29 protein-coding genes are annotated in these 25463 nt (G+C 64.9%); 1 reads left to right on the plus strand and 28 read right to left on the minus strand.

Annotation, left to right across the window (positions count from 1 at the left end; genetic code table 11):
* Nucleotide 1 precedes the first annotated feature (1 nt).
* The 28 genes from DSM100685_RS08200 to rpsJ form a co-directional block, all read right to left on the minus strand.
* Nucleotides 2–973 carry a carbohydrate ABC transporter permease gene (locus DSM100685_RS08200; RefSeq protein ID WP_152350861.1) on the minus strand — a complete coding sequence of 324 codons (972 nt, stop codon included), beginning with the start codon at nt 971–973 and terminating at the stop codon, nt 2–4.
* Nucleotides 974–1083: 110 nt separating this feature from the next.
* Entirely contained in the window at nt 1084–2442 is a 1359-nt protein-coding gene (locus tag DSM100685_RS08205; protein WP_163201083.1) for an ABC transporter substrate-binding protein, read from the minus strand.
* Nucleotides 2443–2928: 486 nt separating this feature from the next.
* Nucleotides 2929–6318 carry a glycoside hydrolase family 2 TIM barrel-domain containing protein gene (locus DSM100685_RS08210; RefSeq protein ID WP_163201081.1) on the minus strand — a complete coding sequence of 1130 codons (3390 nt, stop codon included), beginning with the start codon at nt 6316–6318 and terminating at the stop codon, nt 2929–2931.
* A gap of 849 nt (nt 6319–7167) precedes the next feature.
* Entirely contained in the window at nt 7168–9216 is a 2049-nt protein-coding gene (locus tag DSM100685_RS08215) for a sialate O-acetylesterase (protein WP_163201079.1), read from the minus strand.
* Between the two features lie 748 nt (nt 9217–9964).
* Nucleotides 9965–11044: a LacI family DNA-binding transcriptional regulator gene (locus DSM100685_RS08220; protein WP_152350865.1), complete on the minus strand. Its 1080-nt coding sequence runs from the start codon at nt 11042–11044 to the stop codon at nt 9965–9967.
* A gap of 217 nt (nt 11045–11261) precedes the next feature.
* Entirely contained in the window at nt 11262–11825 is a 564-nt protein-coding gene (locus tag DSM100685_RS08225) for an adenylate kinase (RefSeq protein ID WP_152350866.1), read from the minus strand.
* A gap of 141 nt (nt 11826–11966) precedes the next feature.
* Entirely contained in the window at nt 11967–13298 is a 1332-nt protein-coding gene (gene secY / locus DSM100685_RS08230) for a preprotein translocase subunit SecY (RefSeq protein WP_152350867.1), read from the minus strand.
* 275 nt (nt 13299–13573) lie between these two features.
* The gene (gene rplO / locus DSM100685_RS08235) at nt 13574–14032 is read right to left on the minus strand and encodes a 50S ribosomal protein L15 (protein ID WP_152350868.1); all 459 of its coding nucleotides are present in this window, start codon (nt 14030–14032) and stop codon (nt 13574–13576) included.
* A gap of 2 nt (nt 14033–14034) precedes the next feature.
* Nucleotides 14035–14217, minus strand: a complete 183-nt coding sequence (gene rpmD, locus DSM100685_RS08240) for a 50S ribosomal protein L30 (protein WP_152350869.1) — start codon at nt 14215–14217, stop codon at nt 14035–14037.
* 2 nt (nt 14218–14219) lie between these two features.
* A complete protein-coding gene (gene rpsE, locus DSM100685_RS08245) occupies nt 14220–14957 on the minus strand; it encodes a 30S ribosomal protein S5 (RefSeq protein ID WP_152350870.1) in 738 nt (245 codons plus the stop codon).
* Nucleotides 14954–15325: a 50S ribosomal protein L18 gene (gene rplR / locus DSM100685_RS08250; protein ID WP_152350871.1), complete on the minus strand. Its 372-nt coding sequence runs from the start codon at nt 15323–15325 to the stop codon at nt 14954–14956. Before rplR ends, rpsE begins: the two co-directional genes overlap by 4 nt.
* Nucleotide 15326: 1 nt before the next feature.
* Nucleotides 15327–15866, minus strand: coding sequence for a 50S ribosomal protein L6 (gene rplF, locus DSM100685_RS08255; protein ID WP_152350872.1), 540 nt, complete (start codon nt 15864–15866; stop codon nt 15327–15329).
* A gap of 17 nt (nt 15867–15883) precedes the next feature.
* Nucleotides 15884–16282, minus strand: a complete 399-nt coding sequence (gene rpsH / locus DSM100685_RS08260; protein ID WP_152350873.1) for a 30S ribosomal protein S8 — start codon at nt 16280–16282, stop codon at nt 15884–15886.
* Nucleotides 16283–16362: 80 nt separating this feature from the next.
* Nucleotides 16363–16548: a type Z 30S ribosomal protein S14 gene (locus DSM100685_RS08265; RefSeq protein ID WP_152350874.1), complete on the minus strand. Its 186-nt coding sequence runs from the start codon at nt 16546–16548 to the stop codon at nt 16363–16365.
* Nucleotide 16549: 1 nt separating this feature from the next.
* On the minus strand, nt 16550–17128 hold the full coding sequence (rplE, locus tag DSM100685_RS08270) for a 50S ribosomal protein L5 (protein WP_152350875.1): 579 nt from the start codon (nt 17126–17128) through the stop codon (nt 16550–16552).
* Nucleotides 17125–17460, minus strand: a complete 336-nt coding sequence (gene rplX / locus DSM100685_RS08275) for a 50S ribosomal protein L24 (protein WP_152350876.1) — start codon at nt 17458–17460, stop codon at nt 17125–17127. The genes rplE and rplX overlap by 4 nt, the downstream gene beginning before the upstream one ends.
* A gap of 2 nt (nt 17461–17462) precedes the next feature.
* Nucleotides 17463–17831, minus strand: a complete 369-nt coding sequence (gene rplN, locus DSM100685_RS08280; RefSeq protein ID WP_003814521.1) for a 50S ribosomal protein L14 — start codon at nt 17829–17831, stop codon at nt 17463–17465.
* A gap of 124 nt (nt 17832–17955) precedes the next feature.
* Complete coding sequence (gene rpsQ / locus DSM100685_RS08285; RefSeq protein ID WP_152350877.1) at nt 17956–18225, minus strand: 30S ribosomal protein S17; 270 nt, start codon at nt 18223–18225, stop codon at nt 17956–17958.
* A gap of 2 nt (nt 18226–18227) precedes the next feature.
* On the minus strand, nt 18228–18491 hold the full coding sequence (gene rpmC / locus DSM100685_RS08290; RefSeq protein ID WP_150353360.1) for a 50S ribosomal protein L29: 264 nt from the start codon (nt 18489–18491) through the stop codon (nt 18228–18230).
* On the minus strand, nt 18491–18910 hold the full coding sequence (gene rplP, locus DSM100685_RS08295) for a 50S ribosomal protein L16 (protein WP_152350878.1): 420 nt from the start codon (nt 18908–18910) through the stop codon (nt 18491–18493). The genes rpmC and rplP overlap by 1 nt, the downstream gene beginning before the upstream one ends.
* A gap of 4 nt (nt 18911–18914) precedes the next feature.
* Complete coding sequence (gene rpsC / locus DSM100685_RS08300) at nt 18915–19721, minus strand: 30S ribosomal protein S3 (RefSeq protein WP_152350879.1); 807 nt, start codon at nt 19719–19721, stop codon at nt 18915–18917.
* 2 nt (nt 19722–19723) lie between these two features.
* Complete coding sequence (gene rplV / locus DSM100685_RS08305; protein WP_152350880.1) at nt 19724–20083, minus strand: 50S ribosomal protein L22; 360 nt, start codon at nt 20081–20083, stop codon at nt 19724–19726.
* A gap of 13 nt (nt 20084–20096) precedes the next feature.
* Entirely contained in the window at nt 20097–20375 is a 279-nt protein-coding gene (rpsS, locus tag DSM100685_RS08310) for a 30S ribosomal protein S19 (RefSeq protein WP_003814508.1), read from the minus strand.
* A 15-nt stretch (nt 20376–20390) separates the two neighbouring features.
* Entirely contained in the window at nt 20391–21221 is an 831-nt protein-coding gene (gene rplB, locus DSM100685_RS08315; RefSeq protein ID WP_152350881.1) for a 50S ribosomal protein L2, read from the minus strand.
* A gap of 36 nt (nt 21222–21257) precedes the next feature.
* Entirely contained in the window at nt 21258–21554 is a 297-nt protein-coding gene (gene rplW, locus DSM100685_RS08320) for a 50S ribosomal protein L23 (protein ID WP_152350882.1), read from the minus strand.
* Nucleotides 21555–21559: 5 nt separating this feature from the next.
* Nucleotides 21560–22225 (minus strand): 50S ribosomal protein L4, encoded by a 666-nt coding sequence (gene rplD, locus DSM100685_RS08325; RefSeq protein ID WP_152350883.1) that lies wholly within the window; start codon nt 22223–22225, stop codon nt 21560–21562.
* A gap of 6 nt (nt 22226–22231) precedes the next feature.
* A complete protein-coding gene (rplC, locus tag DSM100685_RS08330; protein WP_152350884.1) occupies nt 22232–22885 on the minus strand; it encodes a 50S ribosomal protein L3 in 654 nt (217 codons plus the stop codon).
* Nucleotides 22886–22902: 17 nt separating this feature from the next.
* Nucleotides 22903–23211, minus strand: coding sequence for a 30S ribosomal protein S10 (gene rpsJ, locus DSM100685_RS08335; protein WP_003827292.1), 309 nt, complete (start codon nt 23209–23211; stop codon nt 22903–22905).
* 1106 nt (nt 23212–24317) lie between these two features.
* Here rpsJ and DSM100685_RS08340 point away from each other — a divergent pair.
* Entirely contained in the window at nt 24318–25313 is a 996-nt protein-coding gene (locus DSM100685_RS08340; protein ID WP_152350885.1) for a hypothetical protein, read from the plus strand.
* Nucleotides 25314–25463: the final 150 nt, after the last annotated feature.

A 25463-nucleotide genomic window follows, 5' to 3' on the forward strand; every position in this document is an offset into this window, starting at 1 on the left:
CTTACTTCTCCTTGATGTTGTTGTAGACGAACTGGATGATGGTCACGATCATGCACATGGCGAACAGGACCAGCGAGACGGAGCTCGAATAGCCGAACTCCTGCTCCTCGAAGGCGACGCGGTAGGCGTACTGCGCGATCACCATGGTGGAGGTGCCGGGGCCGCCGGCGGTCATGACGAGCGTCAGGTCGAGGACGCGGAACGAGCCGATGGTCATGGTCACGAGCACGAAGAACAGCGTGGGCCGCATCATGGGCACGGTGATCTTCCAGAACTGCTGCCAGCCGTTGGCGCCGTCCACGCGGGCGGCCTCGTACAGCTCGGTGGGAATGGTCTGCAGGCCGGCGAGCAGGAGGATCATGAAGTAACCCACCTCGCGCCAGGTGCCTACCACGATCACGGCGGGCATGGCCCACTGCGTGGTGGAGAGCCACCCGGGGGCGGCGCCGCCGGTGAACACGCGGATGAACTGGTTGATCGGGCCGGAGTTCGGGTCGAACATCATGTTCCACACCTGCGCGGCGGCGACGATCGAGGTGATGTACGGGAAGTAGGCGGCGGTGCGGAAGAACGCACGGCCCTTGAGCTTGGTGTTGAGCAGCACCGCGAGGCCGAACGCGATGGCGAGGGTGAGCGGGATGTGCACCACGGCGTAGTACAGGGTCTGCCAGAACGAGGCCCAGAACAGGTCGTCCTTGGCGAGGCGCTTCCAGTTGGCCAGACCGTTGAAGGTCGGGTCGCCGAACGCGCTCCACTCCGAGAACGCGATGTAGAACATGCTGCACACCGGGGCGAGGATCAGCACCGCGAAGCCGACGAAATTCGGCGCGATGAAGATCAGGCCGTTGCGGATGTTGCGCCGGTGCACGGTCTGGAAGGCCCTGTTGAGCTCCTTCGAATTGTCCGAGCCGATGACCTTCGCGCCGCCGTTGGTGGGCTTGCGGCCGGCCACGCTTGTTGCGCTGTGGGACATGGCGCAACTCCTTTCACATGAATATGGTTGACGGTTCCGGGCGCGCGAAGTCCGGCGGGCCGACCCGGGCGAGAGGGGCCGCCGGACTTCGCGCGATGGGGCGGTGCGCCTTACTTGACGACCCCGGCGTCCTTGGCCTTCTGGCCGGCGTCGGCGAGCGCCTGGTCGATCGGCGTGGTCTCGGTCATGATCGCGGAGTGCGCGTCGTTGAGCAGGGTGGTGATCTTGGAGATCTCCTTGCCGGTGACGACCGGGGCGGACACCTTGGTGTCGAAGTCGGTGATCGTCTTCTTGCTCAGCTCGTCGGTGGGCATGCCCTCGGCGCCGAGGTAGGCCTCGGTGACCTTGTCGGACAGGTAGGCGGGGCTCACGCCGTTCTTGGCGAGCTCGAGCGCGCCCTCCTCGCCGGCGGCCCACTTGACGAACTCGCGGGCCGCGGCGCCCTTCTGACCGGTGGCGTACTTGGAGACGGCCAGGCCCATGGCGCCGGCCACGGTGACGGGCTTGTCGGTCTGGGTGTTGGTGGACTTGTCCGGGTTCTGCGGAACCGGCGCGATGCCCCAGTTGAACTTCTCGGCGTCACCGTTCTTCTGGGAGCTCACCAGCGCGGAGGTGTACCAGTTGCCGACCGGGAAGAAGGCGATCTTCTGGGAGCCGAACAGGCCCTGGTAGGTGACCTTGGTGGAGGTCAGGGTGTTGAAGTCGAGGGCGAGCTTCTCGTCCTGCAGCTTCAGCGCGCGCTCGTAGTAGGGCTTGAAGTAGTTGTAGTCGCCGGAGAGCATGGAGGCCTTCGGGTCCTTCTGGGACTGGTTGTTGGCGAAGTCCTGCACGAAGGACTTCTTGTTCCACGTGAAGGTCGGGTAGACGTCGTCGCCGTAGCCGGCCTTCTTGAGGGCGGTCTTCATCTCCTCGGCGGTCTTGACGTAGTCGTCCCAGGTCCAGGTGCCGTCCGGGGCGGCGACGCCGGTCTTCTCGAAGATGTCCTTGTTGTAGTACATGACCCAGAAGTCGCGGCGGTACGGGATGCCGTAGTACTTGCCGTCCAGCTCGTGGGTGGAGGAGTCGAGGTTCTTGGAGTCGAACGACTTGGCGATGTCCGTCAGGTCCGCGAGGCCCTTGGACTCCACGGCGTAGGTGTAGTAGCTGTTCATCGACTTGAGCGGGATGACGTCGGTGGGCTTGCCGGCGGAGAGGTCGGCGGTGAGCTGCTTCTCGTAGTTGTCGTTGGAGTATTCCTTGATCTCCACGGTCACGTTGGGGTACTTCTTCATGAAGCCCTCCTTCAGGTACGTGAACTCCGGGGACTGCGACAGGGCCCACGCGCCGAAGGTGATGGTGGTCTTGGCGTTCGGGTCGAAGGCCGGGATGGACGCGCCGTCGCCGGCGGCGTTGTTCGATCCGCAGGCGCCGAGCATCATGGTGGCCGCGGCGACGAAGGCTACCGCTCCGGTGAGTTTGGTGGATTTCATGATTCTCTCCTTCTCGGCTTCGGTGCCGAAATTGGTGGGTTGCCGTCGCGCCTCCATGCGCGGTGTTCCCGGTTCCCCTACGCTGTGCAGTCCGTTGCCGAACTGTTGGAATCAGTGTATTACAACGTTGGAATTCCTGTCAAGCTCGAATCGTATAGGATTTGCGCGTCGGATATCTATTTTTGTTGCAAATACTGGGTTTTTATACTATTACAACGTTTGTAAATTTTTTACATCAACATCGATATCGGCATCGCCGCGCCGATTCCGCGCGATGCCCGTTCGGCATGGGTCGTTGTTGTGCGTTGACGGCAAAAAGCTATCCGTTCTTGCGCACGCTTGGGCAACACGCCCGCAACGACGCGGCGGCCCGCGGCCGTGGCCATTGCATTCGCCGCCACGGTCGCGGGCCGTCGCCCGTCGCATCGGCTTCGCCGGAAAGGCCCGCCCATCCAGATCGCCCCCATCGCCGCCCCATCGCCGCCCCTACCGCGGCACGGCGACCATCGGCGGCAGACCGCCCGGCGCCGAGGCCGACGGGGCGGGCACGGATGCGGCCGCCGGGGTAAAGGCGTCGCCGCCGTCGAGCGCCCCGGTCTCCACGCGCAGCACGTGCACGCGGTCGTCGTACTGCACGGTCACGTCCTTGACCCAGCTCACCAGCGCGGCCACCTCCATGACCACGTCGCCGCGCGGGGACAGGTACGGCTCGCCGTCCATGAGGTTCTCGCGCCCATCCACCAGAAGGTGCGTGCGCCCGACCTCCGCCTGCACCACATGGCCGCCGGAGCGCAGCGTGAGCGTCCTGGCCGCAGGATCCCACGAATAGGAGAACCGGTCGCCGCACTGCATGGCCATGCGTTCGAGCACCACCATCACGTTGCCCCACACGGCGCCGTTTTTGTTGACGGTGGGCACCATGCGGGAGTCCGGCTCCTGCCCATCGATGAGGATCTTGCAGAAGTCCTCGCTCGGCGGCACGTACTTGGCCTTGTCCGCGGCGGGGATCGGCGGAAACTCGCGCGCGGACCACGGGGCTTCCGGCGCATACGCCGCGTATTCGCGGGCCGCGGGCGTCTCGCTCAGGGTATTCACCTCCGCACGCTCGGCACGCAGTTCCGCCACGGCCGGGGGCAATCCCTCGGCGCGGGCCGTGAGCCGCACCACGCCGGGCGTTTCCGTGGCGCGCAGGAACACGCGGTTGAGCCCGCAGTCGGCGAACACATGGTCCGTGTGGATCACGCTGTCGTCCGGCCTGCCGTCCACGCGGTCGTCGAACCGTCCCTCGTTGTAGCCGCCCAGGAACGAGGCCGGGCCCTCCACCGAGAAGTCGATGCGGTCGGACGCCAGCGGACACACGCGCCCCCGCGCGTCCACCACGCTCACGTCCACGTAGGCCAGATCCTCGCCATCCGCGCGCCAACCGCCCGGCCCCGCATGAGCGGCGAGCACGAGCTTGGCCGGCTCGCCCACGGTCTCGATGCGGTCGCGGGCCACCTCGTTGCCGTCGTATCCGTAGGCCACGGCCTCCACCGTGCCGGAGCGGGTCACGTCCACGTTCGGGAAGGCGAAGACGAACGTGTCCTGCGGCTCGGTGCACTCCCCCGCCCGCTCGCCGTTGACGAGCAGCTCCACGCGGGCCACCGGGTAGCTCGCGATCGCGTAGACGGTCTTGCGCGTGGGGTCGCGGTAGTCGAATTCGCCGGTGCCCTCCCAGAACCGGCCGTTGAAGCGCTTCCTCTCGTAGCGGTAGACCGGGCCGGTTTTGGCGGTGTTCGCGGGCTCGTAGTTCCAATGGCCCAGGATCTTCACGGCCGGCGCCTCGGACTGCATCACGCGGAACACGTCGAAGTTCTGCTTGGCGATGCGGTCGGGGCGCACGCGGCCGGACATGCGCGCGTTCTCCGAGTAGGACTGGCGGCCGTGCTGCGCGGAGTCCGTCCAGCACAGGGCCGCCGCGGCCGAGTACAGATCGCGCCCGGAGGCGCCGGACAGGCGGTCGTTGAAGAATTCGGCGTACCCCCGCGCATCGGCGAGCGCCAGCCCCTCCGCGGTCAGATCGTAGAAATCCACGCCCGGGCCCTTGCGCCCGCCCACGCCGATCCACTTGTTGCGGTAGTCGTAGTCCGGGCCGGTGTAGTCGTCCCAGACGCGGCCCGGCGCCTCCTCGCGCGCGTACTCGGTTTCGGTGATCGGCCCGTGCTCGGCGATGAAGCGGGCGGCGTGGCGGTTGAGCATGGTGCCCACGTATTCGGATTCGGCCACCGTGTCCTCGGTGTTGAGCGTGCGGCAGCCCATGAAGCGGCCGCCGTGCGGGTCGAGCAGACGCTTGAGCGCGAGCATCTCGTGCATGTGGTTGGCGTGCAGCGAGTTGTTGCCGGCCTCCCAGAACACGATGCTCGGGTTGTTGCGGAACGCGATGATCACGTCGCGCATGAGCTCCACGCGCTGGTCCCACTGGCGTCCGAAGGTCTCCTTCTCCTTGTCGCCGGCGGACTGCGTGCACACCACGCCGTGGCGGTCGTAGGCGGCGATGTCCGCGGGGGACGCGGCCACGTGCATCCAGCGCACGTGGTTGGCGTTCGACGCGCGGATGAGCTTGGCGTCCTCGTCCTTCATCCATTCGGTGGCGATGCCCGTGGCGGACCATTCGTTGGTGGCGCGCTGGGCGTAGCCGCGCAGCCAGACGGGCACGCCGTTGATGGTGACGCCCTTGGCGTTGTCGTAGCCGATCGCCCGGAAGCCGGTCTCCACGGTCGTCTCGTCGACCGGCTCGCCGTCCACCACGAGCGTGACGGTCACGCGGTACAGGTACGGGTCCGCGAGGCTCCACAGGCGCAGCGGGACGGGCGCCGCGGTGGCGGCCTTGAGCACGGTCACGTCGAGGGATGCGGTCTCGGTGGGCGCGACGGCGTCCTCGTCCTCCACGGCGACGTACCGCCCTTTGCCGTCGTCCCACTCGTAGGCGTCGGCGGGCGTGATGGAGAGCGGCTGCACCACGCGCCCGGACGGCTGGACCGTCACCGGCTCGGACGAGAAGGCGGCCGCCTCCACGCCGTCCAGCGTGCGCACCGAGACGTGCAGGCTCGCCCGCACGACGTGGTCGGTCTCGTTGCGCACCTCGGACTCCACGTGCACGTTGGCTTTGGGCGCGGCGTGGTCCGCGAGGTCGAAGTCGGCGCCGTACACGTAGGTGCCCTTGGTTTTCAGGTTCGAGTACAGCGGAAGCGTGAGGTACGTCCTCGGTTTGAAGTGCACCTTCATCGGGCGGGTGATGCCGCCGAGCGTGGGGTTGAAGTCGTTGGTGTTCCAGAAGAACGGGACGCCCTCGGGGTGGCCGGCCGGCACGTCGCCGTCGCCGCGCGCCACGTAGCTTCCCGGCTCCACGCCGGGTTCGTTCGGGGTTTCCGCGCCGTAGAACGGCAGGTTGCGCGAGCTGGTGTTGTCGGTGGCGATGGCGATGAGGTTCGGCGCGTCCGGGTCGACGAGGTCGGTCACGTCGATGCCGAAGGGCGCCACGCCGTTCTCCACGTAGCCGGCGAGCGTGCCGCTGACGTACAGGTAGCAGGTCTGACGGATGCCCTCGAATTCGAGGATGACCTTCTCGCCGCGGTGTTCGGCGGGCACGGTGAGCCAGTTGCGGTAGAACGCGGCGCAGCGCTTCTGGCGACTGCCGCCGTCCAGGATGCGGTCGCGGAAGATGTCCGCATCGTTGAACGTGTGCGGCAGGGCGACGCGCTCCCATGCGCCGTCGTCGTACGCCGGGTCGGTGAACGCGCGCCCTTCGGCGTCCCTCCACCGCTCGACCGCCTCGCGCATGGGGAACGCGTCCGCGAGCTGGAACTTCCATCCGTGGTGGAAATACAGGGCTGTCATCGTCACTCCGATTCCTTGGTCGTTGCCTTGGCTGTGGATTGCCGTGGCCTGTTGCGGCGCGCGGACCCTTCCACGCGCCCGCGACCACGTCGTCCTCATATCGGCTCACACCTCGTGAGGTAACCGTTTACCTGAACTATATACTGATGTTTCTCAGATTGTCAAACGGAGATTTATTACTTTCGTTGTATTCCATTCCCCGCGCGCCTCCGGTTCGCATAATCACATGCCGGTCATCCCGCGTCATTCCACGTCATTCCGCGTCATTCCATGTCATCCCACGTCATCCCGCGAACTGAAAACGCGCAATGCCGTCCGGGGATGAAATACGGGCCCAATACGACGAAATCCGCAATTCTAAGCGCGAATGGGACGCCAGAGCGTCGGTTTGATACTTGGAATCGCGGATTTCGTCGTTTTGAGCCCGCAAAGTGACGCCCACGCATGCCACCGGCGCAGTCCCCGCTGCAGTCCGCGTCATTTTGTGCCCGCAAAATACCGCCCACGCATGAGTTACGGGCCCGAACCGACGAAAACCGGCCTTCCAGCGGGGGCTTGACGCTTGGAAGAGCCGATTTCATCGTTTTGGGCCCGTAAGTTGAGAAGTATGAAGGCCAGTGCAGGCCGCTCAGACCAGCGCGGGCCATTCAGGCTGACGCGGCCCGCAGCCCGGTGGACGGCCGGCTCATCGGCTCGCCTTCGGCCCCTGCAATTATGGACTCGCCTTTCAGGCGCGGTCCAACCCGATCATCGCGGCCGGCCGTCCATGCCGAAACGGCCGGCACAGCAAACAGAGCCCCCGTCCGTGGAATCGGCGCCCGCCCAATCCGCGAACCAAGCCCCGGACTCTCAGCCGAGCGGCACCTCGAAGGGGCTGGCGAGCAGTCCGTCGGCGTTGCGCAGCACCGGTTCCGGCGACTCTCCCCACGCGTAGCGCAGCATGGCGTCCTCACCCGGCTCCACGCCCCACGGCAGCGGAATGGTCACCGTGTGCGGCGACGACACGCTTCCCCTGACCGCGAGCGCCGGGCTCTCCCCCGCCGGGTCGATCAGCTCGAACGGAATCACGCCGGCGCCCGGGCCGCCCGCCGTGCGCAGCCCGCCGCCGCAGTGCGTGAACCGCACCACGATCTCCCCGGCGCCGCGCCGCACTTCGGCGCGGGAGACCAACGGCCCCATGGATTCGACGCCGCCCCCGTAGACCAGCGCGTCGGCCGCGACGGCGAACCGCCTGCCGATGGTTTCCTTGTCGATCGGGTGCAGGTCGTTGTCCTCGCCGGCATCGAGCGTGACGATCATGGCGGTGCCGTCCAGCGCCAGCGCCCTGCGCTGTTCGTCGCGCAGACGGGCGTACCCGTGAGCCTGGATGGTCAGGTTCGGCAGCTGCGCGTAGATGAACGGCAGGTCGGGACGGCCGAACAGTGCACGCCAGCATTGGATGAGCGCCATCATCTTGGCCGCATACCCGGCCGGGCCGCGCGACGCGCTGGTTTCGCCTTGGTACCACAGCACGCCGGTGAGCGCGAGGCCCCTGAGCGGCGCGATCATGGCGTTGTAGCAGCCGGCGGGCATGCGTGTGGGGAACACCTTGGCCGGCGCGGGCGCGAAGGACGCCGAGCGCCGCCAGCGCCACGGGCCGAGCGCGCCCACGTCGATCACGTCGATGGGGGCTTTCGGGGCGGCGCCCCGCCCGTTTTCGGGCCACACCCGCGCGATGCTGCCGTCCGCCCGCGGCAGGGGGTTGCCGGAGCCGTCGGTGGGCACGGTCGGGTCGATGACGATCATGTGCCACTTGCCCGGCGTGAAGCCGCCGTCCACGCCGTTGTTCACGCGCAGGCGGAACGCGATGGTCATGCGCTTCGGCAGCGCGGCGATGGCGTAGTTGCGCGGCGGGTAACGGTAACCGGTCGAGCCGACGGGTTCGCCGTTCACATAGCAGTCGTCGGCGTCGACCAGCGTGCCGAAGCGCATGCTCGCGGGCTTGCCCACCACGGCGTCCGGCAGCTCGACGGTCTTGCGGAACCAGAACACGCCCGGCTTGCCAAGGTCCGCCTCGTGCATGCAGTCCGCCTTGGCAAGGTCCGCGCTCTTCCATCCGGCGGAGGCGGACGGGTCGTAGCGCGGATCCTCCCAATGCTCCGCAAGTCCAAGGTCCGCGGAATCGGCGTCGCGCACGAATTGCCCGAACCGGTCGTCGGCCTCCGATTCCAGCCGCCCGGCGTATCCGGGTTCGCGCCAACGGTCGAAATCGTCGGGGATCAAGTCAAGGCGCCTGAGCCACGGCTCGGCGATCCACGGTTCGATGGGCGTGCCGCCGATCGCCGCCTGCACGAATCCGAGCGGCACGTCCACGCCGGCGTCCTCGCGCAGATGCTTGGCGAAGAAGAATCCCGCCGCCGAAACGCCGGACACGTCGTCGCGGCCCTCCACCAGCCACGTCCCGCCGGCCGTGCGCGTGCGCGGACCGGTGAAGTCCGCCTCCTGCGGCACGAGGAAGAAACGAATCGACCCGTCCCTCGCCCGGTCGAGCTCGCCGGGGTAGCGCGCGGCCACGCGGTCCATCCACAGCCACATGTTCGATTGGCCGCCGAGCAGCCAGACGTCGCCGAACAGGAGGTCGTGCGTCTCGACGGACTCCCCGTCGGATTCGACGCGCAGCTCGTACGGCCCGCCGGCCGGGTGCGCGGGCAGCGTGACGCGCCAACTGCCGGACGCGTCGGCGTAGGAGGACGCGCAATCCCCGTTACTGGTGCCGGCACCGCCGCATGCGCCCGCACGCGTGAGGGTGGCCGCTATGCGGGCCGACGGGCGCGCGATCCCCCAGACGGCGACGGCCCGGTTGCGTTGCAATACCGCACCGTCGCGGAACAGCGGATCAAGTTCCAATGTGTTGCTCATGCGTATGCACCTTCGTGTGGTTTGTGCGTCTTCGTTGAACGGAATCCCTGCCCACCAGTGTATTACATCGTTGTAATAAAGGCCATGGGCATGTTCACAGGCCGCGATTCGCGGCGCATCACGCATTGCGCAACTTACGCCGCCACGCGCAGACATGTTCGCGACGCATGATGCGCCGCGCCCGACGGGTCCCCACACAGGACGGCGTTGCCGGCGCCGCACTTCACCGCCCCCAGGTGCCTGCGCCATGCACGAACGGGCAGCCTCATGCCGCCCTTCGGATGTGAAGACGTGAAAAAGCGGGCTCGGCGCAGCGGAATCGGGAATTCCAAGCGCGACCGTAATGCTGAGAAGCCGCCCAGCTTGCGCTTAAAGCGCCGCCCAAGCATGAGTTACGGGCCCAAACCGACGCCCAGGCGTCGCATTCGCGCTTAGAATCGCGGATTTCGTCGTTTTGAGCCCGCAAAGTGGTGATCGCATATGAAATACGGGCCCGAACCGACGGAGAACGGCCTTTTGGTGGGGGTTTGACGCTTGGAAAAGCCGATTTCGTCGTTTTGAGCCCGCAACTTATGGCGCACAGCCACACGCATCGTGTTCTCGCATGTCCCGGTCAGCGACACCGCGCACTCGCGCCGGGCACGTCACATCCAAGCATGCCATGCCGCCCCAGTCACGCGCCGCGCACTCGCGCCACACACGCTGCGCCGCTCGCCGCCCGCATTCCGTCGGCCAGCCATCACGCGCGCTACCGCTTGGTGGAATCGCGCTCCACGAGCCGCGGGTGCAGGGCGATGGTGGCGTAGGGCGAGTCGTCGCCGTTGATGCGCGCGATGAGGCGTGTGACGCACATCCGCGCGTAGTCCTTCCACATGGGGTCCACGGTGGTGAGCGACGGGGACGAGTACTGGCTTTCGGCGATGTTGTCGAAGCCGATCACCTGCACGTCGCCGGGAACGGACACGCCGCGCAGCTGGAGCTCGTACAGCGCACCGAGCGCCGCCGAGTCGTTGTAACACAGGATCGCATCGGGCCGAGCACCGTCGCCCGAGCCGCCCGCACCTCCGTCCCCCGCGCCGCCGAGCAAGTCGTCCACGGCCGAGGCGCCGCCCGCCATGGTCCAGCGCCGGCCGTCCGGGATGAGCGACCAGTCCACGTCCACGCCGTTGTCGCGCAGGGCGTCGATGTAGCCTTCGAGTCGGTCGATCACGGCGGCGCCGCGCACGGCGTCCTTGCGGTGATAGGTGTCGCGCGTGATGCCCTCCGGGGCGCACAGGGCGGCGATGCGCGTGCAGCCGCGGTCGAGGAGCAGCTGCGTGGTCTCGCGGAACGAGCCGCGGTTGTCCAGCGTGATGAGGTCGGCCTTGCCGAACGCGGTGTAGTTGCCGCACTGCACGATCGGATACTCGCCTTCGAGCACCTTGCCCTCGTCGGCCAGCGGATGGCTCGCGTACACGATCCACCCGTCCGCGTTGGAGTACGGCGCCTCGCGGATGAGCTCCTCCACGCCGCCCTCGAGCTGGTTGTAGGTGCTGATGGTCACCGTGTAGCCTTTGGCCGTGGACTCCTCGATCACGCCTTCGAGCAGCTGCGTGTAGAACGGGCTGTCGAAGCCGCCGATGGCGAGCCCGATGTTCTGGTGCTTGCGCGTCTTGAGGTAGCGGGCCGCGGTGTCGATGCGGTAGCCGAGCTTGGCGACGGCGGCGTCGACCTTCTTCTGGGTTTTGGGCAGCACGTTGCCCACGCCGTTGATGGCGTTGGAGACGGTTTTGATGGAGACGCCGGCTTCCTTGGCGACCTCCGCCATGGTGACTCGTTTTGCTGCCATGACTCTCCTCTTCGACAGTAGGCAGGTAATGGATTACCTTCAGCATACGCAAGGGGTCATGGCTTGTCAAAGATGCATTCCGCTTCTTGACTTACCTTGCGACACGGCGAGTCCCGCGCCGCGTCCAACGCCGTCAGGCCCGCCGGTCCGAATACGACAAAGGGCTCCCCCGGCGGGGAGCCCCAAAATCGTGACGACCGAACGATCAGGCCCGAACTCAGGCGTCGAGCTTGGCGATGATATTCGCGGAGATCTCCTTGATCTCGCCCACGCCGTCGACCTCGACGAGCTGGCCGCGGTCGCGGTAGATGCCCAGCAGCGGGGCGGTCTCCTTGGCGTAGGTCTCGAGGCGCTTGGCGATGGCCTCCGGGGTGTCGTCGGAGCGGCCCTCGATCTTTGCGCGCTTGGCGATGCGCTCCATGAGCACGTCGTGGTCGGCGTCCAGCGCGACGACCTTGTCGAGCGGGGTGCCCAGCTCAGCGAGGATCGCGTCGAGCGCCTCGACCTGCGCGGCGTTGCGCGGATAGCCGTCGAGGATCCAGCCGTTCTTGGCGTCGTCCTGGGCCAGGCGGTCCTTGACGATCTTGTTGGTCAGCTCGTCGGGGACCAGCTCGCCCTTGTCGGTGTACTTGAGCGCCTCAAGGCCGAGCGGGGTCTTGTTCTTGATGTTGTAGCGGAAGATGTCGCCGGTGGAGATGGCGGGGATGTTGTAGTGCTCGGCGAGCAGGGCGGCCTGGGTGCCCTTGCCGACGCCCTGCGGGCCCATGATCAGCAGACGCATAATCGTCTCTCTTTCTGTTCTGTGGTTGCTGGTTGAAATCTTGCCGGATGGAATTGCCGCCGGATGGAATTGCCGCCGGCTGAAACGGGAAATCCCGTCGCTTGGATGCGGCGGGACTTCCCGATTGTCTACTTCATGATCTTACTTCTCGGACGCCTTGGCGTTGTCCTCGAAGAGGAAGCCGGCGTACTGGAACTGCTCGGTCTGGGCCTTGGCCTGACGCAGGGTGTCGAGGCCGACGCCCGCGATGATCAGGATCGTGGTGCCGCCGAAGGGCAGCTGCGAGTTGATCTGCAGGGCCATGATGAGCACGGTCGGGATGAGCGCCACGAACAGCAGGTAGACGGCGCCGACGGTGTTGAGTCGGTTCATCACGTAGCTCAGGTAGGCGCTGGTGGCGCGGCCGGCGCGGATGCCGGGGATGAAGCCGCCGTACTGCTTCATGTTGTCCGCGGTCTCGTCCGGGTTGAACGTGATCGAGGTGTAGAAGAAGCAGAAGAACACGATCATGAGGGCGTACAGGCCGATGTACCACACGGAGGTGGTGGACGCGAGGTTGTTCTCGATCCACACGACCCAGCTCTGCTCGGAGTTGCCGAACTGCGCGAGCAGCGTCGGGATGGCGAGGATGGAGGACGCGAAGATGGGCGGGATGACGCCGGACATGTTGATCTTGAGCGGCAGGTAGGTGGAGGAGCCGCCGTACATCTTGCGGCCGATCATGCGGCGGGTGTACTGCACCGGGATGCGGCGCTGGCACAGCTCGACGAAGTCCACGAACACGAAGATGACGAGCAGGACGCCCACGACGATGCCGAACTTGAGCCAGTTGCCGTCGGTGCCGTTGGTGCCCCAGCCGATGGTCCACAGCTGCGGCAGGAAGCCGGAGCAGATGGACATGAAGATGAGGATGGACATGCCCTGGCCGATGCCCTTGTCGGTGATGAGCTCGGCCATCCACATGATCAGGCCGGTGCCGCCGGTCATGATGAGCACCATGACGACGAGGTTCCACACGGAGCCGTCCGGAATGACCTGGGAGCAGGAGTAGTTGAACAGCGCGCCGGAGCGGGCGGTGACGAGGATGGTGGTGGACTGCAGCAGCGCCAGGCCGATGGTGAGGTAACGGGTGTACTGCGTGAGCTTCGCCTCGCCGGACTGGCCCTCCTTGTGCAGGGCCTCGAAGCGCGGGATCACCACACGCAGCAGCTGCACCACGATGGACGCGGTGATGTACGGCATGACGCCCAGCGCGAAGATGGACAGCTGGAGCAATGCGCCGCCGGAGAACAGGTTGACCAGTCCGACGAAGTCCTCGCTGCTGGAGCTGGCCACGCACTGCTGCACGACCTTGTAGTCGACGCCCGGGGTCGGGATGAACGAGCCGATGCGGTAGATGATGATGATAAAGAAGACAAAGAGGATCTTCTTCCTCAGTTCCTTCGTTTTAAAGGCCTGGATTAACGTCCTCACCTGAATGATCCTCCTAGATAAAAACACAGACTGTCAGCCAGTGTACTCTCTTCCGGTCCCAAATCCCACCGGACGGGTCGGTTTTGCGCACATTTGACGCGCAGCGGGCCGGATGATGCGAACGCCGGGCTCACAGATGCGCTCAACATGCAACACCGACTGCACGGCATGCAACACCGGCATGCAACACCGCCGTGCAACAAAAAGACCCTCCCCCGCGTCGCAATGACGCGGGAAAGGGTCAATACGAACTCAGCGTTCGCTCAGCTTTGGGCTCACTCCTCGACGGAGCCGCCGGCGGCCTCGATCTTGGCCTTGGCGGACGCGGAGACCTTCACGCCCTTGAGCGTGTAGGCCACGGTCACGTCGCCGTTGCCGAGGATCTTGACCGGGGCGTTCTTGCGAACCAGGCCCCTGGCGACCAGATCCGCCACGGAGACCTCGCCGCCGGCCGGGAAGAACTCGACCAGTTTGGCGATGTTCACGACCTCGAAGGTGGTCTTGAACGGGTTCTTGAAGCCGCGGAGCTTCGGCAGGCGCATGTACAGCGGGAGCTGACCGCCCTCGAAGCCCGGACGGACCTGGTAACGGGCGGAAGTGCCCTTGGTGCCACGGCCCGAGGTCTTACCCTTGGAGCCCTCACCACGGCCAACGCGGGTGCGCGCCTTGTTGGCGCCGGCAGCCGGCTGGAGGTGGTGCATCTGAATGATGGTGCGCTCTTCTTCGTTTGCCATGATCAGTCGACCTCCTCGACAGTGACCAGGTGACGCAGGACGGCCACCTGACCGCGCACGGCCTTGGTGTCCTCGCGGGTCACGGTCTTACCGATCTTGTTGAGGCCCAGGGTCTGGGCAGCGGCGCGCTGCTTCGGGGTGGAGTTCACCAGACCGTGGTGCAGGGTGATGTTGATGTTAGCCATGCTCACTCACCATCCTTTGCTTCAGCGGCGGCCTTGGCCTGAGCCTCTTCACGAGCCTTGCGGGCCTCGGCGATGCCGGCGGCGCGAGCGCGGAGCAGGGCGTCCGGGGCGACTTCCTCAAGGGAAAGGCCACGACGGGCGGCGATCTCCTCCGGCTCCTCGAGCTGCTTGAGGGCGTCCACGGTGGCGCGAACCATGTTCACGGCGGTGGCGGAGCCCATGGACTTCGTCAGGATGTCGGTGATGCCGGCGCACTCCATGACGGCGCGGACCGGGCCACCGGCGATAACGCCGGTACCGGGGGCGGCGGGACGCAGCAGGACTGTGCCGGCCGCGTCGTGGCCGATCACCGGGTGGGTGACGGTGCCGCGAACGCGCGGGACGGAGAACATGTGCTTCTTGGCGTCCAGCTGGCCCTTGGCGATGGCCGCCGGGACCTCACGGGACTTGCCGTAGCCGACACCCACGGTGCCGTTGCCGTCGCCGACCACCACGAGGGCGGCGAAGCTGAACGTACGGCCACCCTTGTGGGTCTTGGACACGCGGTTGATGGTCACGACGCGATCAAGGAGCTCATCGCCCTTGTTCTCTTCGCGACGGTTGCGGCGCTCGCCACGACGGCCTTCGCCGCGCTGGCCACGACGGCCGCGACGGTCCTCGCCGTTGTTCTTGGTCTCTTCGGCAGCCGCAGTGTTCTGGGTTTCTTCAGCCACTTGAGTTTCCTTCTCGTTGTCGCTCACAGTGCCAGACCTCCCTCACGGGCGCCATCGGCCACAGCCGCGACGCGACCGGTGTACTTGTTGCCACCGCGGTCGAACACCACCTTGGTGATGCCGGCCTCGAGGGCCTTCTTCGCGATGAGCACGCCGACCTGCTTGGCGGCCTCGGTCTTGGTGCCTTCGAAGCCCTTGAAGTCGTTGTGCAGGGTGGACTCGGACACCAGGGTCATGCCCTTGGTGTCGTCGATGATCTGCGCGACCATGTGGCGGGTGGAGCGGGAGACGACCAGACGCGGGCGCTCGGGGGTGCCCACGACCTTCTTGCGAATGCGTGCGTGACGACGCAGACGCGCGACATACTTGCCCTTACCGAAAATCTGGACGGTCATATTACTTACCAGCCTTTCCAGCCTTGCGCAGGATGTGCTCGTCGGCGTACTTGATGCCCTTGCCCTTGTACGGTTCCGGAGCACGCAGCTTGCGGATGTTGGCCGCAACCTGGCCGACCTGCTGCTTGTCGGTGCCCTTCACCACGACCTCGTTCGGGTTCGGCAGCTCGAAGGTGATGCCTTCGGGGGCCTCGACCGTGATGGTGTGGGAGTAGCCCAGGGAGAACTCGATGCCCTTGCCCTTCATCGCGGCGCGGTAACCGGTGCCGACGATGAGCAGGTGCTTCTCGAAGCCGTCGTGCACGCCCTTGACCATGGAGGCGACGATCGAGCGGGCCAGACCGTGCTTGGCACGGGTCGGACGCAGGTCGTCGGCCGCGGTCAGGATGATCTCGTTGCCTTCGACGGCGGCGGTGATGCCCTCGGGGATCACGTAGGAGTCGGAGCCCTTCGCGCCCTTGGCGGAGAAGTTCTGACCATCGATCGTCACTTCAACGCCGGCGGGAATGGCGACGGGGAGCTTACCAATATGCGATGCCATGATTCAGCTCTCCTTTCTCACCACACGTAGGCGACGATCTCGCCGCCAATGCCCTTGTCCAGGCATTCCTTCTGGGTCAGCAGTCCCGAGCTAGTCGAGATGATGGCGATGCCGAGGCCGCCCAAAGGCATGGGCAGGGAATCGGACTTCGCGTAGCGACGCAGGCCCGGCTTGGAGATGCGCTTGATGCCCTGGATGGAGCGCTCGCCGTTCGGACCGTACTTGAGGGTGACCTCAAGGGTCTGGCCGACCTTCGCCTCTTTGGCGGTGAAGTCGGCGATGTAGCCTTCGCGCTTGAGGATCTGCGCGATGTTGGCCTTGAACTTGGAGTACGGCATGTCAACGGTCGTGTGCTTAGCCGCGCTCGCGTTACGCAGACGCGTGAGCATGTCTGCGATCGGATCTGTCATTGTCATTGTGGGCTTATGCCCTTTCTCGTCGTGGTTTCCGCCGCCCGCCGGGATCGGCTAAGGCCGCGGACCTTCAACGTCGATGTTTACCAACTGGACTTCGTCACGCCGGGCAGCTCGCCGCGGTGGGCCTTCTCGCGAAGGCAGATGCGGCACAGGCCGAACTTGCGGTACACGGAATGGGGACGACCGCACACCTGGCAACGCGTGTAGGCGCGCACCTTGAACTTCGGCTTGGCGGCCGCCTTCTGCTTAAGAGCGGTTTTTGCCATATCAGTTCTCCTTGAAGGGGAAGCCGAGGTGCTTGAGGAGCACGCGGGCTTCCTTGTCGTCCTTGGTGCTGGTCACCACGGTGATGTCCATGCCGCGCTGGTGATCGATCGAATCCGGATCGATCTCGTGGAACATGGACTGCTCGGTGAGACCAAAGTTGTAGTTGCCCTGGCCGTCGAACTGGTTGCCGTTGATGCCGCGGAAGTCGCGGATGCGCGGCAGGGCCAGCGTCAGGAGACGATCGAGGAACTCCCACATGCGGTCGCCACGCAGGGTGACGTACGCGCCGATGGCCTGGCCCTCACGCAGGTGGAACTGCGCGACGGACTTCTTGGCCTTGGTGATCTTCGGCTTCTGGCCGGTGATCAGGGCGAGGTCCTTGACGGCGCCCTCGATGAGCTTGGAGTCGCGAGCCGCGGCACCGACGCCCATGGAGACGACGACCTTCTGGAGACGCGCCACCTGCATCGGGTTGGAGTAGTGGAACTCCTTCTCGAGCTCGGGGATGATGACGTCCTTGTACTGCTGCTTCAAGCGCGGGACTGCAGGCGCTTCAACTGCGGTGGTAGTTTCGCTCATGCCAGCTCCTTGCCTGACTTCTTGGCCACGCGGACGCGCACGGTCTTCACCTTGCCGTCACGGGCCTCTTCCTTGACGATCACGCCGACGCGGGTGGGCTTGCCGGTCTCCGGGTCGACCAGCATCACGTTGGAGCGATGGATCGGCGCCTCGGTGGAGACGATGCCGGCCTGCTGGCCCTGCTGGGTGGCGCGAACGTGCTTCTTGACGATCTGCACGCCCTCGACGATCAGACGATCGTCCTTGAGCACGCGGAGGACCTTGCCCTCCTTACCGCGATCCTTGCCGCGGATGACCTTCACCTGGTCGCCGCTCTTGATCTTGGCTACCATAATCAGATCACCTCCGGGGCGAGGGACACGATGCGCATGAAGCGCTTGTCGCGCAGCTCACGAGCGATCGGTCCAAAGATACGCGTGCCCTTCGGTTCGCGGCCGGAGCCGAGAATGACGGCGGCGTTCTCATCGAACTTGATGTAGGAGCCGTCCACGCGACGGTGCTCCTTGACGGTGCGGACGACGACGGCCTTGACCACGTCACCCTTCTTGACCGACCCGCCAGGGATCGCGTCCTTGACGGAGGCGACGATCACGTCGCCGAGGCCGGCATAGCGTCGCTTCGAACCACCGAGCACGCGGATGGCAAGGAGTTCCTTGGCACCCGTGTTGTCGGCGACATGAAGCCGCGTTTCCTGCTGAATCATTGATTCTCCTTAGCCGTGCTGGTCCTCCCCGCACACCGGAGCGGAGCGAGGGCGCAATCCCCCGGTTGCCCGGGGTTTCGCGCCTCCGCTCCGCTCGGTGTACGCGGAGCCTGGCCGAACTTGTTTACTTGGCGCGCTCGATGATGGATTCGAGACGCCAGCGCTTGGTCTTGCTCAAAGGCCGAGTCTCCATAATACTCACTAAATCGCCAACGTGTGCGGCGTTTTGCTCATCATGGGCCTTGACCTTGCTGGTGGTACGGACGACCTTGCCGTACAGCGGGTGGGTCGTGCGGTGCTCGAGCTCGACGGTGATCGTCTTGTCCATCTTGTCGGACACGACGTAACCACGACGAACCTTGCGGGAATTGCGCTCCTGCTTTTCCTCAGCCATGCTTACTTCTCCTCAGCCTTAGTCTCGGTGGATTCCTCGGCCGGCGTCGGGACGATGCCCAGCTCGCGCTCGCGAAGCACGGTGTACATGCGTGCGATGTCGCGCTTGACAGCCTTCAGACGGGAGGTGTTGTCGAGCTGACCGGTGGCAAGCTGGAAGCGGAGGTTGAAGAGCTCCTCCTTGGACTTCTTGAGGAAGTCCTCGATCTCAGCGTTGGTCTTCTCGGTCAGGTTCTTGATGGAATATTCCTTGGTTCCGACTGCCATCAGATGTCACCGCCTTCACGCGCAATCACACGGCACTTCATGGGGAGCTTGTCGATGGCGCGGCGCAGGGCCTCGCGAGCGACGTCCTCGGACACACCGCCGATCTCGAACAGCACGCGACCGGGGTGGATGTTGGCAACCCAGAACTCGGGCGCGCCCTTACCGGAACCCATTCGGGCGCCCAGGGCGTGCTTGGTCAGCGGACGGTCCGGGAAGACGTCGATCCACACACGACCGCCACGCTTGATGTAGCGGGTCATGGCGATACGAGCGGCCTCGATCTGACGGTTGGTGATGTAGGCCGGAGCCAGCGCCTGGATGCCGTAATCGCCGAAGGCGACGTTGGCGCCGCCCTTGGTCATGCCATGGCGGTCCGGACGGTGCTGCTTACGGTACTTGGTCCTCTTTGGGATAAGCATCAGCTCACTCCTTCGTTTCCGTGGCGGCAGGAGCCTCGGCGGCGGCCGGCGCTGCGGCGGCGGTCTGCTGCTGGGCCTCGGCGGAACGGTTGCCACGGCGCGGACGACGATCACGGTCGCCACGACGGCCGGGGCGGTTGTTCTGCTGAGCCTGCTGCTCTTCGAACTCACGCTCGGTCATATCGCCCTTGTAGATCCACACCTTGACGCCGATGCGGCCGTAGGTGGTCTTGGCCTCGAAGAAGCCGTAATCAATCAGGGCGCGCAGGGTCTGCAGCGGAACACGACCCTCGCGGTAGAACTCGGAACGGCTCATTTCCGCGCCGCCGAGACGGCCGGAGAGCTTGATGCGGATGCCCTTGGCGCCAGCACGCATAGCGTCCTGCTGAGCCTTGCGCATCGCGCGGCGGAAGGTGACGCGGTTGGTCAGCTGCTCGGCGATGCCCTGAGCGACGAGCTGGGCGTCCAGCGCGGCGTTCTTGACCTCGAAGATGTTGAGCTGAACCTGCTTGCCGGTCATCTTCTCGAGCTTGGCACGAACGCGCTCGGCCTCGGCGCCGCGGCGACCGATGACGATGCCCGGGCGGGCGGTGTGGATGTCCACACGCACGCGGTCGCGGGTGCGCTCGATGACGATGCGGGACACGCCCGCGCGCTCGAGATCCTTGCTCATGGCCTTGCGGATCTGGTCGTCCTCAAGGACGAAATCACGGTAGCGCTCGCCGACCTTGGCGGAATCGGAGAACCACTTGGAACGGTGGTTTTCGGTGATGCCCAGACGGTAGCCAAAGGGATTAATCTTCTGACCCATCTTTAGCGGGCTCCTTCCTTGGTAGCGACGACGACGGTGATGTGGGAGGTGCGCTTGTTGATGCGAGCGGCGCGGCCCTGGGCACGAGCGCGGAAGCGCTTGAGGGTCACACCTTCGTCAACGTAGGTCTCCTTGATGACCAGGTCGTTCTCGCGGAACGGCTCGTTGGCCTTGTCGGCCTTCACACGGGCGTTCGCGATGGCGCTCTCGAGGACCTTGCGAACCGGGAGGGACGCGTCCTGGGGAGCGAACTTGAGAATGGTGATGGCTTCGGTCGCCTGCTTGCCTCGGATGAGGTCGACCATGCGGCGAGCCTTGCGCGGCGTCACGCGGACGTGACGAGCGATTGCTTTAGCTTCCATGTGTCCTTACTCCTTAGCGGCGTGCCTTCTTGTCGTCCTTCACATGACCCTTGAAGGTCTTGGTCGGGGCGAACTCTCCGAGCTTGTGGCCAACCATGGCCTCGGTGACGAACACCGGGACGTGCTTGCGGCCATCGTGAACGGCGAAGGTGTGTCCGATGAAATCAGGGGTGATCATCGAACGGCGCGACCACGTCTTGATGACGTTCTTCGTGCCCTTCTCGTTCTGCTCGTCGACTTTCTTCTGCAAGTGGGCGTCGACGAAGGGGCCCTTCTTGATGCTACGAGTCATCTTCTCGTTACTCCCTTACTTGCGGTTCTTACCATTCGGGCGGCGACGAACGATCATCTTGTTCGAAGCCTTCTTAGGACGACGAGTACGAACCTCGCCCTTGCCCCAAGGCGACACCGGCGGCTTGCCACCGCGGGTACGACCACCGTGCGGGTGATCGACCGGGTTCATGGACTCACCGCGAGTCCACGGACGCTTGCCGATCCAGCGGGCGCGGCCGGCCTTGCCGAGCTGAATGTTGGCGTGGTCCTCGTTGCCGACCTCACCGACGGTGGCGCGGCAGCGGGCGTCCACGTTACGGATTTCGCCGGACGGCATACGCAGCTGGGCGTAGGCGCCGTCCTTGGCGACGAGCTGCACGGCGGCGCCGGCGGAGCGGGCGATCTTCGCGCCGCCCAGCGGACGGAGCTCGATGGCGTGCACCACGGTACCGGTGGGGATGTTCTTCAGCGGCAGGTTGTTGCCGGGCTTGATGTCAGCGGCCTCGCCGGTCTCGATGACGTCGCCCTGCTTGATGCCCTTGGGGGCGATGATGTAGCGCTTCTCGCCGTCTGCGTAGTGCAGCAGCGCGATGCGGGCGGTGCGGTTCGGGTCGTACTCGATGTGAGCGACCTTGGCCGGCACGCCGTCCTTGTCCCAACGCTTGAAGTCGATGAGACGGTAGGCGCGCTTGTGACCGCCGCCGCGGTGGCGGGAGGTCATACGGCCGTAAGAGTTGCGACCGCCGGTCTTGGTGAGCTTGCGAACCAGCGACTTCTCAGGCGTGGAACGCGTGATCTCGGAGAAATCCGAAACGGACGCGTTGCGACGGCCTGCGGTCGTCGGCTTGTAAACGCGGATAGCCATAATGTAGTTCTTCCTTTAACTTTTCTCGGCTAGCCTTCAGTTGCCGAAGATGTCGATCGTCTGGCCCTCGGCCACGGTCACGATGGCGCGCTTCTGGGAAACGCGCTGGCCGAAACCGAAGCGGGTGCGCTTGACCTTGCCAGCGCGGTTGAGGGTGTTGACGTTCGTCACCTTCACCTTGAAGATCTGCTCGACAGCCTGCTTGATCTGGACCTTGTTGGCGTCGCCGGCCACCACGAAGGTGTACTGGCCGCGGTCAGAGTTGGCGTAGCTCTTCTCGGAGACGACGGGCTTGATGATCACGTCGTGCGCGGGGTTGTGGATAGCTGCCATGGGGATCAGGCCTCCTTGGTCTCAGCCTGGGCGGTCTTCGCGGCGACGAAGGCTTCGAAGCCTTCCTTCGAGAAGACGACGTCCTCGGCGGTGACCACATCGTACGTGTTGAGCTGATCGGCGAAAATCGGGTGCACGGTGGGGATGTTGCGAACGGACAGCCACTCGTTCACGTTTTCGCGGGAGAGGACGACCGTGGTGAAACGGTTCTCGGTCACGGCCAGGGCGGCGACGGCGGCCTTGGTGGACGGGGTGTCGGTGACACCGAAGTCAACCACGTGGACGCGGCCGTTGTTGGCGCGATCGGAAAGGATGTAGCGCAGGGCTGCAGCCTTCATCTTCTTGGGGGTGCGCTGGGAGTAGTCGCGCGGCTGCGGGCCGTGGACGACGCCGCCGTGGTACCACTGCGGAGCGCGGATGGAGCCCTGGCGGGCACGACCGGTGCCCTTCTGCTTCCACGGCTTCTTGCCGCCGCCGGAGACCATGCCACGGGTCTTGGTGGCGTGGGTGCCCTGACGGGCAGCGGCGAGCTGGGCGATGACGACCTGGTGGATCAGCGGAATGCGGGACTCCACTTCCTCGGCGGAGAAGCCGAAGATCTCGGCGGGGGCGTCGACGGTGCCGGCGGCCTGGCCCTGGGCGTCCGTAAGGTTCAGAGCGATGTTAGCCATGATTTATCAGGCTCCCTTCACTGCGGTGCGGACGAGGACGATGCTGCCCTTCGGGCCCGGGATGGCGCCCTTGATGGCGAGCACGCCGTTCTCCACATCAGAGGAGACGACGGTCAGGTTCTGCACGGTCGAGGTGACGTGGCCCATGCGGCCGGCCATGCGCTTGCCCTTGAGGATGCGGCTCGGGGTGGCGCATGCGCCGACGGAACCCGGACGACGCTCGTTCTTGTGAGAACCGTGGGAACGACGGTAGGACTTGAAGCCCCAGCGCTTGATGGTGCCGGCGAAGCCCTTGCCCTTGGTGGTGCCGGTCACGTCGACCTCGGAACCCTCGGCGAACACCTCGGCGGTGATCTCCTGGCCGGGCTCGTAGGTCTCGGCGTCCGCGGTGCGCACCTCAACGAGGTGGCGACGCGGGGTGACGCCGGCCTTGGCGAAGTGGCCAGCGAGCGGCTTGGTCACCTTGGTGGGGTCGATCTGGCCGTAGCCGATCTGGATGGCCTTGTAGCCGTCGGTCTCCTCGGACTTGACGGCGGTCACCACGTTGGTGGAAACCTCCACCAGGGTGACGGGGACGAAGAAGCCATTCTCGTCCCAAACCTGAGACATACCGAGCTTCTTGCCGAGCATAGCCTTGTGGCTGCCACGCTGCGAAGTCATAATGGTTCCCTCCTCCCTTACAGCTTGATCTCGATGTTGACGTCCGCGGGCAGATCAATGTGCATCAGGGAGTCCACAGCCTTCGGAGTGGGGTCCACGATGTCGATGAGGCGCTTGTGAGTGCGCATCTCGAAGTGCTCGCGAGAATCCTTGTACTTGTGAGGAGAACGGATAACACAGAAAACGTTCTTCTCGGTCGGCAGCGGAACGGGGCCAACAACAGTTGCGCCCGCGTTCGTCACCGTTTCGACGATCTTCTTCGCCGATTGGTCGATGACCTCGTGGTCATAGGACTTAAGCCTGATGCGGATTTTCTGTCCCGCCATTGCCGTCCGCCCTTTCTAGCGATTCGTTACTATTACCAACCTGTTCCAAGGGCACCGGCAGTTCGACGCACGCGGGCGAACCCGGCGGTCTTAACCACATCAGTGCGTGAACCCGCCCGCACGCTTGCCACGCGCGGCCGCCTCACGCTCGCTTTTTGAATTCCAATTTGCGAGCCCAAAACAGGCAACTTGACTATTAAAGCACGGGGGATGGCCCTAGAAGAATCCGGGCGTGTCGCGTTAGCGCCACGCCGCGGATGCCGTTTTTTTACCTCGCCTCCGCGGTGTCGGCTCGGCGTCGCCTACCGGCAATCCACCGGATTGCCGGCTTCACGGCGCCGTGGACGAGTCACGTTAGCGCCACGCCGCGGATGCCGTATTCCTGCCTCGCCTCCGTGCCGGGTTGCACCCGGCCTTCGCGGCCAAACGGCCCGCTCACCTCGCCTATGCGCAGCCCACAGGGCTACGCTTCACGGCTCGGCAGCTCGGCGTCGCCTACCGGCAATCCACCGGATTGCCGGCTTCACGGCGCCGTGGACGAGTCGCACTCGCGCGACGCATGTCACGAATAACTTCATTCCTGCCCAATCCGCGGGCGTACATTGCAATATTGGGCAAAGACTGCGGATTACAGCTCAAATACGAGTCCTAATCTCAGGTTTCTGCCCAATCCTGCAATCTCTGGGCACAGATTGGGCAGGAACGGGTGCGGGGCATACGGGCGTACGACGGCAACAGTGCTGAATACGGCCGCTCGGTCACATCGCCGAGCACATTCACCGGATGCACGCGCATGAGCACGGTCAGCGGGCACGCTCACCGGTCATACTTACCGAATCACGTTCAGTGGTCGGAGTCACAATCCCCATTGCATCGCATGAATGCCCCGGGCGGATTCGGTGAGATCATCCACGAGATCGCAAGCCGTCGCACACCCCAGAGAACCCCAACAGATCACAATGCCAAGGAAACCGAACGCCGCACATTCGCGCACCTGTGCATAACCTGGTGCGCGACACTCCCGAAAGCCCCAAAGGTGGGGCACGTCCGCGCACATGGTCCCATTAGGCTTCCCCCGCCAGCCCATGCCCATGTACCGTGCCCTTATGAAGCGCAATGACAAGCTGGAACGCCTCATCGGCGACGCGGAGCGATCGGGCATGTGTCTGATGGCGGGCAACGACGCCGAGCGAGCCATCATCCGTCCGCGCGTGCAATCCGGGGAGCTGCTTCGTGTGCGATGCGATCTGTACGCGCGGCCGCAATACTGGAACGCACTGCCATATGCGGAGCGCATTCTTCATATGCTCCGCGCATTGGCCGCCAAACACCCACGGTGGATCTTCTGCGCGATCAGCGCCGCGGCCGTCTGGGGACTTAATCGGACCTACACCATGCACGGCCAAATCCATCTGGCCGTCACGGCAAGCACCCATTCCCGGGACCGACGCTATCTCAAGTTCCATTACATTCCCAATCCGCAAACCGTCGTCATCAACGGATTGCGCGTCACCGGGCTCATGCAGACCGCGTTCGACTGCGCGAGGACGCTACCGTTCCCCGAAGCCCTGGCGGTCTGCGATGCCGCACTGCGCGAGCATCACTTCACCAAAGGGCAGCTGGAATCCTTCGTGCAACAGCAAAGAGGGTGCGCCGGAGCGCAACGGGCACGGTTCGTCGTCGCGCACGCAGACGGACGCAGCGAGAACGGCGGAGAGTCGATCGTCCGGGCATGGATCATCATCTGGGGCTTCGCCGTGCCGGACCTGCAGCAATGGTTCCGCAGTCCCATGGGCGGGCGGGCATATCGCGTCGATTTTCTGTGGCGGTTGGATGACGGACGCATCATCGTATTGGAACTGGACGGCCGTGAAAAATACGAGAACCCGGCGATGAACGGCTCGGACTCCGTCGGCGCGGTACTGGCGGAGAAGGAGCGCGAGGACGATCTACAGCTTCTCGGCAACGTCACCATTCTGCGCACGTCATACCGCGACGTGCTAATGAACCCCGGCAAAGTGCAGGCCAAGTTGGCGCTCGCGGGCGTTCCAAGACACGATCCTCCGCGCATTCCCGGAAGCCCCTATGCCGATCCTGCCTAATTTGCGCGGGGAAATTGCAATATTGGGCAGAAACATAGGATTAGGGCACCAGCCAACACTCTAATCTTCCGCTTCTGCCCAATATTGCAATTTGCGGGCACAGATTGGGCAGGAACGTGACACAGGCAAGGAACGGAGCGCAAGCAAGCA

Origin of the sequence: Bifidobacterium avesanii (assembly GCF_009299475.1) — a bacterium.
GTDB lineage: Bacteria > Actinomycetota > Actinomycetes > Actinomycetales > Bifidobacteriaceae > Bifidobacterium > Bifidobacterium avesanii.